We start from the raw sequence: 13,076 nt of genomic DNA on the forward strand, positions 1-13,076 counted from the left end.
TCCGCAACCTCACCTCGAATTCAGTGCATTCTTTATGAGTTCGCGTGAGTTTGCAAGACCATAGAGGCTGATGAAACTGCCCATACGCGGGCCTTGCTCCGAACCCAGCAGTATCTCGTAAAGGGCGCGGAACCAGTCGCGCAGATTATCGAAGCCGTATTCTTCCGACTTGCCGATTTCGTAAACGATCGTCTGGATTTCTTCGGCCTCTGCGGTCTCGGGCAGCTCCGACAACCGTTCGAGCAGTTCGTTCAAGGCGGCCTCCTCGCGCGCATCGGGCGCCCTGCGATTAAGCGTGGGAGCAATGAAATCCCGGTTGTAGGCCAATGCGCGTTCGACAAGAGTCGCCAGTTCCGGACTTTTCGCGGGATCGACGTCATCGACGTAATTGCCGAGGTAGGACCAGACCTGTTCCGCCGTAGCTTCTGAGCCGAGAACGCCGACCAGATTGAGGAGGAGGCTGTAGGTCACCGGCAACCGGTCGCCCGCGCCGGGTGCTTCCGCACCGTCGTAGCCGCCGTTCGCACGCGCAAGATGCCACACCGGATTGCCGAGTTGCTTGTCGAGCGGCTGCTCGTCCAGCCGTTCGCGGAACTGCCAATAGTCGTCCACGGCCCGCGGGATCACGCCCGCATGAAGCTGCTTCGCGCTCTTGGGGTTCGGGAAGATGTAGAAGCCGAGGCTCTCTTGTGTGCCGTAGTCGAGCCACTGCTCGATGGTCAGCCCATTGCCCTTCGACTTGGAAATCTTCTCGCCCTTCTCGTCGAGGAACAGCTCGTAGATCAATCCTTCCGGCTTCTTGCCGCCGAGTACGCGCGCGATCTTTCCCGACTGCACGCCGCTGTCGGTCAGATCCTTGCCGTACATCTCGTAATCGACGCCGAGCGCGACCCAGCGCATCGCCCAGTCGACCTTCCATTGCAGCTTCGACTTACCCCCCAGCGCGGATTGCTCGACTACCGAACCGTCTTCGTCGGTAAAGCGGATGGTACCCGCTTCGGCGTCCACGACCTCGACAGGAACCTGCAGCACCTTCCCATTGGACGGCGAGACCGGCAAGACCGGCGAATAGGTCTGGCGCCGCTCTTCGCGCAAGGTGGGAAGCATGATGTCCATGATGTCGTTGAAGCGGCGCAGCACATTCCTGAGTTCATCGTCGAACGCGCCCGAATTGTACCGCTCGGACGCACTGACGAACTCGTAATCGAAGCCGAAGCGGTCGAGAAAGGCGCGCAGCATAGCATTATTGTGCGCGGCGAAACTCTCGTGGTCGGTGCCGAAGGGATTGGGAACGCGGGACAGCGGAAGGTGCAAGTTTTCGCGCAGCATCTCCTGCTGCGGCAGGTTGTCTGGCACCTTGCGAAAGCCGTCCATATCGTCGCTGAATGCCACCAGCCGCGTTCTGCCGTCTTCCGGCTTCGCACCGATCAGCGCTTCGAACGCGCGGCGAACGAAGGTCGTGCGCAGAACTTCCTGGAACGTGCCGATATGCGGCAGGCCGCTGGGTCCGTAGCCGGTCTCGAACAGAACCGGCGAACCGTCCGGTTTCGCGCCATCGGGATAGCGCTTCAGCAGGCGCTGCGCCTCCTGAAACGGCCAGGCCTTGGAAGTACGTGCGGCGTCGATCAGTTCGGTCATGCTCATACCGCGTCATGTCGCCGAGCCTACCGCTTTTCGCAAGCGCGAAGTCAGCGTAGGTTACCCCCTTAGCGGGCGCTTGCCATCTGCTGAAGCGCTTCGCCGGACGGAGCGCCCGCAACTTCGAGCGGCGCGACGGGCGCGATGCGGCTGCGCACGATCGCTTCGGGCATTTCGTCAGCGAGCCACTGGATAAGCGCCTCGCGAATATCGCAGCGCAGGTCGAACAGCGTCGGGGAATCCTTGGCGGTGACGAGGAAGCGAACCTCGACCGCGTCGCGCGTCAGTTCGGTCACCTGCATGTGCTTGACCCGGCCATCCCACCGCCTGTTGCTTTCGACAAGCTGCTCGAACTTCGCGCGGATCGGATCGAGCTTGGCCGCGGGGTCGACATACAGCATCACGGTGCCGAGGAGCTGCGCTGTCGTCTTCGTCCAGTTCTGGAAAGTTTCGTCCAGAAACTTGGACGTCGGCACGACCAGCCGTCGTTCGTCCCACACCTTTACAACTACGTAGGTCGTGCGGATCTCTTCGATCCAGCCCCATTCTCCGCCGATGACGACCGCATCTCCCACGATCACCGGCTCGGTCAGCGCCATCTGAATGCCCGCGATGAGCGATTTGAGCGCAGGCTGCGCCGCTGCGCCGACGGCAAGGCCCGCAAGACCTGCCGATGCGACCAGCGTCACCCCGATGTCTCGCACGCCCGGAATGGCGAGCAGCATCAGGCCGAAGGTCACGAAAACGATGATGAAGGTCGCGATCCGGTTGAAGATGGCAAGTTTCGTGCGCCGCCGGCGCGCGGCGCGGTTGTCCGCCATGGAATCGTCGTTGCGCAGGATCATGACTTCGACCAGCGCATGCAGGACGGCGATTATCGTCCAGCCGATGAAGAACGGCATGACGAACGCGCCGATCCTTTCCCACACCTCTCCGAGCGCCGGAATGAATGCGGCAACCGCCACCAAGGAAAGCATGACAATTGCCCAGCGGCTCGGCCGGATAAGCTTGGCAACAACGATATTGTCGGAACGGCTTTCGGTCCCGCGCGCGACCCGCCCGAGCACGCGAAAAACGATGTAGTGAAGGCACAACGCAGCGATGACAGCCGCTGCGGCGACCAGCAGGATCGCAGCCCAGGTCGGCAAAAACGAAAGATGCGCGGCTATCCAGTCGGGCATGTCCCTTACCTAAGAAACCCCAGCCTATGCTGCAAGTGCGAAGTAGAAACCGGCGCGCACGCCCGCGCCCGCTCTTGCCCTGCGTTCCGTTTGTGTTCTAACGGCTTCACCGTGACCGAACCCCTTCAACTTCCGGCACTTCATGCGAGCCACGCGGGCACGTGGCTGCGTGAAGGGAGCGGCCAGACGCGCGGCGTGTCCAAGGGTGACGCGGTGATGGCGGCAGCCGATACGCCCTTGCTGATGGTCAACGCGCCGCTCGTCGCGACCCGGCTGGGCTATCCCGACTTGTCGGGTCTCGATCTCCTCGAACTCTATGCTTTCGTGCGTCCGGCGAAGTTCTGCGTTCCGACGGCCAAGGGTCTGGCGGAGGCAGTTGGCCTTCCCCCTCCCGAAAGCGATGCCGACACGCCGGCCATGCTTCAGCGCGCCGCGGCACGGCTCATGGAAACATGCCGCAGCGACGATTGGGCGGAGCGCGAGGGCGCCTGGAGCACGCTGCAATCGCTCACCCGCCTGCGCTGGCCGTGGGCGCCGCTGCTGCGCGAGCATGTGAGGAAGCCGGAACGCGCAGAGAAATGGCTGTTCTCGCGCCTACCCGAATGGGAAGAGGCACCGGAGCGTCCGCAGCCGCGCCAGATAAAGCTATCGGGCGACGAGGTCACCGCGCAGCTCGATCATCTGACCGGCGAAGGCTCAGAGCGGCGCGAGGGGCAGCGGCACTTCGCCAGCGAAGCCGCAAGCATCTTCGCCCCGCGCGAGAAGCGCAGCGCGCCGCATCTCCTTCTTGCTCAGGCGGGTACCGGCATCGGTAAGACGCTCGGCTATCTGGCCCCGGCATCGCTCTGGTCGCACGCGGCGGGCGGCACGGTCTGGGTCTCGACCTTTACAAAGAACCTGCAGCGCCAGTTGCGGCAGGAAAGCGGCCGCGCATGGCCTGCCCGGCGCAGTGACGGATCGCGTCCGGTCGTAGTCCGAAAGGGGCGCGAGAATTATCTGTGCCTGCTGAACCTTGAAGATGCTTTGCAGGGCGGTTTCGCCGGACGTCCCGCGATCCTCGCACAACTGGTCGCGCGGTGGGCGGCCTACAGCGCCGACGGCGACATGATCGGCGGCGACCTGCCCGGCTGGCTTGGCACTCTGTTCCGCAAGCGCGGGATCGCGGCGCTGACCGACCAGCGGGGCGAGTGCATCTACGCCGGCTGCCCGCATTACCGGAAATGCTTCATCGAGCGCAGCGTACGCTCGGCGGCGCAGGCCGATCTCGTTATCGCCAATCATGCGCTCGTCATGATCAACGCCGCCCGCGCCCGCGACGCTGCGAGCGTGCCCCGCAGGATCGTTTTCGACGAGGGGCATCACGTGTTCGATGCCGCCGACAGCACTTTCGCGGCCGCGCTGACTGGTCGCGAGACGATAGAACTGCGCCGCTGGATACTCGGACCGGAGCGCAAAAACCGCGGGCGGCGGCGGGGGCTTGCCGCGCGGCTCGCCGATGTATCGAGCTACGACGAAGCAGGCGGCGCAGCGATCGAGGCCGCCATCGAAGCCGCACGTGTGCTTCCCTCCGACGGCTGGCTTGAGCGCATGGCCGAGGGGCTGCCCGATGGCCCCGTCGAGGCGCTTCTCTATCAGGTTCGCGCCGCAACCTACGCCCGTGACGAAAGCGGCGGGCAGGAAGCCGGCTACGGGATCGAAACCGAAGCTGCGCAATTGCCGGGCGAACTGGTCGAGGCGGCGGGCCACTCGCTATCCGCGCTGAACGAGATACGGATGCCGCTCGTGAAGCTTGCGGGCCGCCTCGAAGCGGTCATGGAAGCGGCGCCTGACTGGCTCGACGCGCAGGGCCGCGCCCGGATCGAGGGCGCGCGTCACTCGCTTGCCTGGCGAATAGACCTCCTGGCGGCGTGGATCGCGCTGCTCGACCGCCTAGGCGGGCCGGTGGACGAGCGGTTCGTCGACTGGCTGATGGTCGAGCGCAACGATTCCCGCGAATTCGATACCGGCATTCAGCGGCGCTGGCTCGATCCGATGGAACCGTTCGCCCGCACCGTGCTCGACACCGCGCACGGGGTGATGCTGACATCGGCGACGCTCGCCGACCGCCACGAGGACGGACCCGACTGGGAGGGCGCGATTGCAAAAAGCGGCGCAGCGCATACGGATGCGAAGCCGCTGCTCGTCAATGCGGAAAGCCCGTTCGATTACGCGAACCGGGCCGAAGTGCTGATCGTTACCGACATCAAGCGCGGTGACCTTGCCGGGCTCGCCGGCGCCTACGCGCGGATTATCGAGAAGTCGGGCGGCGGGGTGCTCGGCCTGTTCACCGCGATTCGGCGGCTGCGGGCAGTACACGGCCGGATCGCGGACCGGCTCGCCCGCGAGGGACTGCCGCTTTACGCGCAGCATGTCGATCCGATCGATACCGGCACGCTGACCGACATCTTCCGCGACGACCCCGCAGCTTCGCTGCTCGGCACCGATGCCCTTCGCGACGGGGTCGACGTTCCGGGAGAATCGCTGCGCTGCGTCGTCATGGAGCAGGTTCCCTGGCCGCGCCCGACGATCCTTCACCGCGCACGCCGCAGTGCGGCTGCGGCAAGCGGGAGCACGGGGCAGGCATTCGACGACGCGATCATTCGCGCCCGCCTCGCACAAGCGTTCGGGCGGCTCATTCGCAGCAAGGACGATCGCGGCCATTTCATCGTCCTCTCCCCGGCCTTTCCCAGCCGACTAAAAAGCGTTTTTCCGGTAGGGACTCCGATCATTCGCTTGACATTGGACGAGGCCTTGGCGCGATTGTCGGGAGCGCAGGACGGCACCGATGCATCGGTCGAAACTGATGTGCGCGAAGACGAAAACTCAGGAGCGTTCGAAACGTGAAAATCCTTGGCCTGCTGCGCCATGCCAAATCCGACTGGGGAGATTCGGACCGATCCGACTTCGACCGCGGGCTGAACGAGCGCGGGCTGCGCGGTGCGGCGCTCATCGGCGAGCATATCAAGGGACACGGGATAAAGTGGGAGCGGCTGCTCGCCAGCCCCGCGCACCGGGTGAAACGAACGCTCGAGCAGGCGCTGCCCGAGATGGAGCCAGAGTACGACCGGCAGCTCTACCTCGCATCGGCGGACACGATCTGCGAAGTGCTGGCAGGAATTGACGGCGATCCTTCCCGCGTCATCGTATCGGGTCATAACCCCGGGCTGCAGGACACGATCCTGATGCTGGTTGCGCGGGATCAGGAGAACGACCTGTTCGACGAGGCAAAGGTGAAGTTTCCGACTGCGAGCTATGCAGTGCTAGAACTCGACATCGAACGCTGGGAAGACATTCGCCCTGAATGCGGGAAAATCGCCTACTTCGCCCGTCCCCGCGATCTTGATGCGGACCTCGGACCCGAAGCCTGATCGAACCGGTTTTGACTGACGGCGCGAGCGAGCGCATATAGCGATTCCATGAGTGACACCGCCGCCGACGATCCCAACCAGCTGCGCCACGAACTTCGCAATGTTCTCGCCGAACGCGATGCGCTGCATTCCATGCTGGCGCAGGCCGCGGACAGGCTGGAGGCCGTGACCGAAGAAGGCTGCAGCGAAGAGGCGCTGCAAAATGCGCGGCGCTGGATCGAGAAGTACCGCAGAGTAATGGCCGCCGAGTAAGACCGGTCTTCAGGCGCCCGCGTTACCGACCACGAAACAGGCTGCCGCGACCAGCGCGCCCGCCAGGCGATTGCTGCGAAAGCGGTCGAGCGGGTTTACCGGATCGTCTGCATCGAGCGTGGCGACCTGCCATAGCAGGTGCGCAGCCGCAGGTAGCAGAGCGAGCAGTGCCAGCCAGTCCTCTCGGTACAGCCAGAAAGCGAGCGCCCAGAACAGGACCGCGGCCGTATAGAAAGCCGCGATACCGCCGGTGACGCGCTTTCCCATCCTGAGCGCCGAGGACCTTATACCGACGAGCGCGTCATCCTCCCGGTCCTGCAGCGCGTAGATCGTATCGTAACCGATCACCCAGCAAATCGCGCCTGCGTACATGGCGGCAAGCGCATCCCAGTTGTCGCTGCGAAACTGCGTCCAACCGACGAGCAGACCCCAGGTGAACACCATGCCGAGCCATGCCTGCGGCCACCAGGTGATCCGCTTCATGAAGGGATAGGCGGCGACGAGTGCAAGACTGCCGAGCGCGACCAGCTGTGCGGTCATGCGCAAGTACAACAGCACGCCAAGACCGACGAGGCACAGCGCAAGCAGCCAGCCCCAAGCAAGTTTTCGGGATACGCGCCCGCTCGCCAGCGGACGGCTGGCTGTTCGCGCCACTTGCCGGTCGAGGTCGGCATCGACGATGTCGTTGTAGACGCACCCTGCGCCGCGCATTGCGATACTTCCGGCGAGCAGCCAAGCGAGCAGCAGGAACTGCCATCCCGCTCCCGCCAGCCAGACGCCCCAGACGCAGGGCCAAAACAGCAGCCACCAGCCGATGGGCCGGTCGAAGCGCGCCAGCATCGCAAGATCACGCGGCAGTTGCGGCAAGCGCGCGACGACGGCACCCGAAAGGCTCGAACGCTGGGTGTCGGGAACGGTGGCGGGGTCGGACATCGCTTGCCTATTATCCCGCACTCGCCTTAGTGGGAACCCATGCCCGCAACTCCCGCATGGCCGCCCAAAAGCGCTCCTCGCCTGTTCGTGGAGCAGGAATTGTCGCAAGGTTTGCGCATCGATATTGGCGGACCGCAGGGGCACTACCTCGCAAAAGTGATGCGCGTCTCGTTCGGCGATGCCGTCATACTGTGCGACGACATTACGGGCGAGTGGGCCGCGGAAGTCGTTGATGCGGGAAAGCGCCGTATCGCGCTGAACACGAGCCGGAAGCTGCGCGAGCGCGAAGCAGTGCCGGATATCTGGCTTTGCGCGGCGTTGCTCAAGAAAGACCGCTACGATCTGGTGCTCGAAAAGGCGACCGAAATCGGAGCGCGAAAGATCGTGCCGGTCCTGACGCGGCGCTGCGTCGCCGATAAGCTCAACCCGGACCGCGCGCGTACCTTGGTGACCGAGGCCGCGGAACAATGCGCTCGCACCGCCTTGCCCGAACTTGCGCCTGTCACGAAGCTCGACGCGCTGCTGAACGGCTGGCCCGAAGGCCGCGCGCTGTTCTTCGCGGATGAGGAAGGCGGAGCAAACGCCGCCGAAGCTTTCGCTGCACACAAGGGACCATCAGCGCTCCTGACAGGTCCAGAAGGGGGGTTCGACGATGCCGAGCGCGCCCTCATCCGCGCGCACCCGCAAGCGGTAGCCATTTCTCTTGGTCCCCGCATTCTGCGCGGCGAAACCGCGGCAATTGCGGCGACCGCGCTGTGGATGGCCGAAGCCGGCGATTGGCGCGGCGAGGAATAATTTTCTTTTCACGCGCGGCGCGGTTTCCTAACGCGCCGCCATGAGCACCCGCGACACCTCCGCCACGGACGATCCGATCATCGAATCGCGCGACCAGCTGATCGCGCCGATGGCCAACGGCGAGAAGCCGAAGGCGGACTGGCGCATCGGGACCGAGCATGAGAAGCTCGTTTTTAGGACGAAGGACCATGCCGCGCCGAGCCACGGAGAACCCGGCGGAATTCGCGACATCCTCCTGTCGCTGAAGCAGTTCGGTTGGGAGCCGGTCGAAGAGGGCGGCGAGATCATCGCCATGCGCGGCAAGGACGGGACGGTCAGCCTAGAGCCTGCGGGCCAGCTCGAACTGTCGGGCGCGCCGCTCGAGAACCTGCATGAAACCTGCAACGAGACGGGCCGCCATCTGGCGCAAGTGAAGGCTGTCGGCAGCGAGCACGGAGTCGGTTTCCTCGGGCTCGGCATGTGGCCTGACAAGACGCGCGAAGAGCTACCGATCATGCCCAAGGGGCGCTATGCCATCATGATGCGGCATATGCCGCGGGTCGGCAATCTGGGCCTCGACATGATGCTGCGCACCTGCACCATCCAGGTCAATCTCGACTACGGGTCCGAGGCGGACATGGTGAAGAAGTTCCGCACCGGCCTTGCGCTGCAACCGCTCGCGACTGCCCTTTTCGCCAATTCGCCTTTCACCGAAGGCAAGCCGAACGGCTATCTGAGCTACCGCAGCCACATCTGGTCCGATACCGACCCCCACCGCACCGGCATGCTGCCCTTCGTCTTCGAAGACGGCTTCGGCTATGAGCGCTGGACCGACTACATGCTCGACGTGCCGATGTATTTCGTCTTCCGCGACGGAAAATACATCGACGCCGCCGGGCTCAGTTTTCGCGACTTCCTCGAAGGCAAACTCGAAGTGCTTCCGGGCGAAAAGCCGACGCAGAGCGATTGGTGGGACCATCTGTCGACCGCCTTCCCAGAAGTGCGCCTCAAGAGCTTCCTCGAAATGCGCGGAGCCGACGGTGGGCCATGGAGCCGCATCTGCGCCCTGCCCGCGCTCTGGGTAGGCCTGCTTTACGACGAAGAAGCGCTCGATGCCGCCTGGGATCTCGTCAAGGACTGGTCGATGGAAGAGCGCGAGGCGCTGAGGAACGCCGTGCCGAAGCTGGCGCTGGGCGCACCCGTGCCGGGCGGCGGGCGGCTACAGGACGTAGCGAAGGACGCGCTCGCGATTGCGCGCAAGGGCCTGTCCAACCGCGCGCGGCTAGGCGCGAGCGGCGACAACGAAACTGGATTCCTCGAAACGCTCGACGAAATCGTGGCGAGCGGCAAGGTCCCGGCCCAGCGCCTGCTCGACAAGTATTACGGCGAGTGGAACGGCGATATCAGCCGGGTCTACAAGTACAGCTTCTAGTCCGGCGCGGTATTCCTAACGGAAAGCTGAAATCTTCCCGCTATCGTCGAGCACATACAGTGTCTGGTTCGCGACGATCGGCGCATGGCTGATCGGCGCCTTGAGCTCGGTAAACACCGAGGCCGAGCCTTCGCCGGGGCTTACGCGGTAAATCTGCCCTTCGGAGTTTGTGATCCACAACTGACCGCCGGCCAGCACCGGACCCGACCAGAAGATCGGACCCTTCCTGTCTTCCTCGTCGCGGTAGGCGGGCAGATCGGCGATCCAGCGCACCTTGCCCGTCGCGCGCGCCATGGCGAGCAGTTCCGCTTCGTTCGAGAGCGCGAAGATCCAGTCGCCGGCAATCGCCGGGGTCGAAATACCCGCGATGTTAAGTTCCCACAGCCGCTGCCCGGTGACGAGTTCGTAGGCTGCCATACGGCCGCCCTGCCCCAGCGCATAAACCCGGCCATTGTCGATGATCGGGTCGGCGTCGATGTCGGTCAGGGAGCCGACCTCGGTCGAGATCGAGGTCCGCGCAAGTGCGTCCGACCACAGGGTGCGTCCGTTCTCGTAGCGGTAGGCGGCGAGTTCGCCCGAGCTGTAGCCGGCAATCACGGTGCCTTGGCCCACGGAGGGAGCGGCCACGCCGAACACGCCGGCCTGCGTGCTGGAACCCGATTCCTGCCACTGCTGCTCGCCGGTGGCGGCATCGAGCGCGAAAATCTGGTTGTCCTGCGTCATGACGAAGACGCTGCCGAAAGCGATCGTCGGCGCGCCGCGCAGCGGACCCGAAGGTTTGACGGTCCAGATCACGCTCCCGTCGTTCGCGTCGAGCGCGGTAACTTCGCCGGTACCGTTGGTCGCATAGACCCGTCCGTTGTCGAACGCCGCGCCGCCGCCGAAGGCCGAGTTGGCGAGATTGCCGCCGACATCGCCCTGGTACTGCCATAGCTTCCCGCCTGTCTGCGCATCGAACGCATGGATCGTACCGTCAGTATCGGCAGCGAACAGCTTCCCGCCGCCCACGACCGGCGCGGATGCGAGGCGCCGCCGGTTGCTCGATCCGGTGATGTTCGCGGTCCATGCGAGCGTCGGCGTTTCGGCGAGGGCGAGGTGCCCGTTAGCCTTGCTGGCGCCGCCGCTGGTCTGCGCCCAATCGGCGTTCACGCGCGGTGCGGGCAGCGTCACTGGCGTTCCGGCCAGCGCCGGATCGACCTGCGCGCCGCTTTCGATGCGCGAGAGTACCGGCATCCGCTCGCCGATGGTCGGCGTCTTCTTCGCGCCGTCACCGCCGCCGAACAGGCCGCCGCTGCATGCGGCAACGCCGAGGGCGAGCGTCGAGGCCACGCCCGCGCGGAAAATGGTCTGCTTGAGAGAGTTCACTGACAATCGGCCCTTGTTCTGAAGGTCATTACGGCGCGGAAGTCGCGGCTTCCTGCGCGTCGAGAATATCTTGCGGATTGGCGATCGCGTCGACGCCCAGCAATCCGGCCATCTGGCGCGAGCGCGAGCGTAGCGTTTCCGGTACGTCCTCCGCCTTGGCGATCTGCGAGAACAACTGGCCGGCTTCGTCGCGGTTGCCCAGTTTGAGCTGTGCCATGGCGACCATTTCGCCGGCGCTGCCGAAAAACGGGCTGTCGGGGTTCGCGACGCCGCTCAGGATCCGTACGACTTCAGCCGGCTCCATGCTGTCGTAGACTGCGGCGACCTGCCTGATCCGCGCGAGATCGCGCATTTCAGCCGGAGCATCGCCGTCTTCGGCGACCGCTGCGAAGAGTTCCGACGCCTGCTGCGCCTTGCCTTCTTCGAGCGCGATACCCGCCTGCATCATCCGCGCGAGCGAACGCACGCCCGGCCGGTCGCCTTGCGCGAGCGCCTCGACGTTCTGCGATGCGGTCGCGAGATTGCCGGCTTCGAGTTGGTCCATCGCGGTCACGAGGACTTCGGAATCGCGCTCCATCGCGCGTTCCCGGTTGTTCTGCCAGAACAGGAAAGCACCGAAGGCGATAAGCGCCGCGAGAAGGCCGAGCCCGACGACGATCCCGTACTTGCGGCCGAAGCGGCTGAGATCGTCCTGCCGGACAGCGTCGTCGATTTCGCGCAGCAACGCGTCGTCGGTGGCGGCCTGCTTCTTGGCGCGCTTTTCGTCGAGGGGACGCGATTTCGCTGGCGGAGGGTTATTCGGAGGTGTGGTAGCCACTTTCGGGCGCATTCCGTCTGCTATGGTTTCTGATCGGCTGCGTCCTTACGGACACCGCGCGGCAAGGGCAATGCCTGCCGCTTTCGCCGCATTTCCTGTCCCCCGCAGCGTGAATAGCGGCTTAAGGAAATTGCCCCCGCCGATTACCAGTCGTCGCGGCGCATCGCGCTCGCATAAAGCTGGCGGTGCCGGTCGATCATGCGCTTCGCATCGAACTCGGCCAGAGCGCGCTGCCGGTTCGCCTCGCCCACGGATTTGCGCAGCCGCTTGTCGTGGGCCAGCCTGCTCAACGCCTCTTCCACGCCTGCCGTACCGCCGGCGACGAAGGGCAGGTTCTCTTCCGCCAGCAGTGCGCGGATTGGCTCGCTGCCGATGCCCGCTACCGGCAGTGCCGCGGCCATCGCTTCGCGCAGATGAGGCGGTTCCGAAGAGGGAAATACGTAGATATCGCACAGTCCCAGGAATTTCGGCGTGTCGCGCACGGTGCCGATAAAATGCACGCGGTCGTTGATGTGAAGCCGGTCGGCCTCAGCCCGGTAGGGGTCGGGGTCGCGCACCTCACCGGCGACGACAAGGTTCCATTCCTCGCCGAGCTTGGCGCAGGCCTGCACAAGCGCCGTCAGATCGTCATCCCCTTCATCCGCCGAGAAGCAGCCCAGCCATCTCTCGCCGCTGTGCTTGATAAGCGCGAGCAGGCTGTCGGGCTTAGGGCGGACGGAATAGTCGCGCACCGCGATACCGCCCGGAATGTGCTTCACTCGGCCCATCGGCTGTTGCCACGCGACGAGCGCCGCCTCTTCCAGAGCCTCCGTCGCAACTACCAGTCCAGCCGACTTCCCGAAAGCAAGCCGCCTCAGCCAATTTCGCCGCGTTTTCAATCCGCTACGCTCGTCGGCTGCGAAAGCGTATTCGTGGTGGACAAGCGGCGGGAGGCTCTTCGCATCCTTGAACAGCGTATGGGCCATGGCCGCATTCGTCGCCGCCCAGCCATAAGTCAGCACGAGGTCGTAATCCGTCATCGCGCTCGCCAGCCGCGCGAGCTTGCCGGGGGTTGGCTTTCCCGTAACCTGCGGAAAATCAGTCCGGTAGACGAATTTCGTACTGGGAGGTCGAGCTTGCGCGTCGCCATCAGCCGATCCATCGGCTCGGACAAAGGTATGGTCGAGCTTCGGTCCCAAAGCCTCGATTACCTGCATGACGCGCGCATCGGCCTCGGGGTCTCCGAACCGCCCGGCGACATGCAGAAGGCGGGGACTGCGAACGGCGAACTTCGGCAT

General features: G+C 64.7%; 11 protein-coding genes. 5 read left to right on the forward strand and 6 right to left on the reverse strand.

Features of this window, described 5'->3' with window-relative positions:
* Positions 1-9 precede the first annotated feature (9 nt).
* Both HUV48_RS11160 and HUV48_RS11165 read right to left on the reverse strand, forming a co-directional pair.
* Positions 10-1,644, reverse strand: a complete 1,635-nt coding sequence (locus tag HUV48_RS11160; RefSeq protein WP_176267881.1) for a lysine--tRNA ligase — start codon at positions 1,642-1,644, stop codon at positions 10-12.
* A 62-nt stretch (positions 1,645-1,706) separates the two neighbouring features.
* Positions 1,707-2,819 carry a mechanosensitive ion channel family protein gene (locus HUV48_RS11165; RefSeq protein WP_176267882.1) on the reverse strand — a complete coding sequence of 371 codons (1,113 nt, stop codon included), beginning with the start codon at positions 2,817-2,819 and terminating at the stop codon, positions 1,707-1,709.
* A gap of 111 nt (positions 2,820-2,930) precedes the next feature.
* On the opposite strand from HUV48_RS11165, the gene HUV48_RS11170 reads away from it, so the two are divergent.
* Genes HUV48_RS11170 through HUV48_RS11180 form a run of 3 tightly spaced genes read left to right on the forward strand, consistent with a single transcriptional unit; the run spans position 2,931 to position 6,478 of the window.
* Positions 2,931-5,702 carry an ATP-dependent DNA helicase gene (locus tag HUV48_RS11170; protein ID WP_318656090.1) on the forward strand — a complete coding sequence of 924 codons (2,772 nt, stop codon included), beginning with the start codon at positions 2,931-2,933 and terminating at the stop codon, positions 5,700-5,702.
* Complete coding sequence (locus tag HUV48_RS11175) at positions 5,699-6,226, forward strand: SixA phosphatase family protein (RefSeq protein WP_176267884.1); 528 nt, start codon at positions 5,699-5,701, stop codon at positions 6,224-6,226. The genes HUV48_RS11170 and HUV48_RS11175 overlap by 4 nt, the downstream gene beginning before the upstream one ends.
* 48 nt (positions 6,227-6,274) lie before the next feature.
* Positions 6,275-6,478, forward strand: coding sequence for a hypothetical protein (locus tag HUV48_RS11180; protein WP_176267885.1), 204 nt, complete (start codon positions 6,275-6,277; stop codon positions 6,476-6,478).
* A 9-nt stretch (positions 6,479-6,487) separates the two neighbouring features.
* Here the strand turns inward: HUV48_RS11180 and ubiA are convergent, their stop codons facing one another.
* Positions 6,488-7,411 (reverse strand): 4-hydroxybenzoate octaprenyltransferase, encoded by a 924-nt coding sequence (gene ubiA / locus HUV48_RS11185; RefSeq protein ID WP_176267886.1) that lies wholly within the window; start codon positions 7,409-7,411, stop codon positions 6,488-6,490.
* Positions 7,412-7,450: 39 nt separating this feature from the next.
* On the opposite strand from ubiA, the gene HUV48_RS11190 reads away from it, so the two are divergent.
* Both HUV48_RS11190 and HUV48_RS11195 read left to right on the forward strand, forming a co-directional pair.
* Entirely contained in the window at positions 7,451-8,206 is a 756-nt protein-coding gene (locus tag HUV48_RS11190) for a 16S rRNA (uracil(1498)-N(3))-methyltransferase (protein ID WP_176267887.1), read from the forward strand.
* Between the two features lie 40 nt (positions 8,207-8,246).
* Positions 8,247-9,617, forward strand: coding sequence for a glutamate--cysteine ligase (locus HUV48_RS11195; RefSeq protein WP_176267888.1), 1,371 nt, complete (start codon positions 8,247-8,249; stop codon positions 9,615-9,617).
* 15 nt (positions 9,618-9,632) lie between these two features.
* On the opposite strand, the gene HUV48_RS11200 is transcribed toward HUV48_RS11195, so the two are convergent.
* The 3 genes from HUV48_RS11200 to HUV48_RS11210 form a co-directional block, all read right to left on the reverse strand.
* Positions 9,633-10,982: an outer membrane protein assembly factor BamB family protein gene (locus tag HUV48_RS11200; protein WP_318656091.1), complete on the reverse strand. Its 1,350-nt coding sequence runs from the start codon at positions 10,980-10,982 to the stop codon at positions 9,633-9,635.
* A 28-nt stretch (positions 10,983-11,010) separates the two neighbouring features.
* The gene (locus HUV48_RS11205) at positions 11,011-11,799 is read right to left on the reverse strand and encodes a tetratricopeptide repeat protein (protein ID WP_176267889.1); all 789 of its coding nucleotides are present in this window, start codon (positions 11,797-11,799) and stop codon (positions 11,011-11,013) included.
* Between the two features lie 143 nt (positions 11,800-11,942).
* The gene (locus tag HUV48_RS11210; RefSeq protein ID WP_176267890.1) at positions 11,943-13,076 is read right to left on the reverse strand and encodes a glycosyltransferase family 4 protein; all 1,134 of its coding nucleotides are present in this window, start codon (positions 13,074-13,076) and stop codon (positions 11,943-11,945) included.

The organism is Qipengyuania atrilutea (assembly GCF_013370205.1).
In the GTDB taxonomy this organism is placed as follows: domain Bacteria; phylum Pseudomonadota; class Alphaproteobacteria; order Sphingomonadales; family Sphingomonadaceae; genus Actirhodobacter; species Actirhodobacter atriluteus.

Coding starts and splice junctions, on each gene's coding strand:
- ubiA (WP_176267886.1), bottom strand. CDS start 7,411: ATGTCCGACCCCGCCACCGTTCCCGACACCCAGCGTTCGAGCCTTTCG.
- HUV48_RS11195 (WP_176267888.1), top strand. CDS start 8,247: ATGAGCACCCGCGACACCTCCGCCACGGACGATCCGATCATCGAATCG.
- HUV48_RS11210 (WP_176267890.1), bottom strand. CDS start 13,076: ATGCCGAAGTTCGCCGTTCGCAGTCCCCGCCTTCTGCATGTCGCCGGG.
- HUV48_RS11165 (WP_176267882.1), bottom strand. CDS start 2,819: ATGCCCGACTGGATAGCCGCGCATCTTTCGTTTTTGCCGACCTGGGCT.
- HUV48_RS11190 (WP_176267887.1), top strand. CDS start 7,451: ATGCCCGCAACTCCCGCATGGCCGCCCAAAAGCGCTCCTCGCCTGTTC.
- HUV48_RS11160 (WP_176267881.1), bottom strand. CDS start 1,644: ATGAGCATGACCGAACTGATCGACGCCGCACGTACTTCCAAGGCCTGG.
- HUV48_RS11180 (WP_176267885.1), top strand. CDS start 6,275: ATGAGTGACACCGCCGCCGACGATCCCAACCAGCTGCGCCACGAACTT.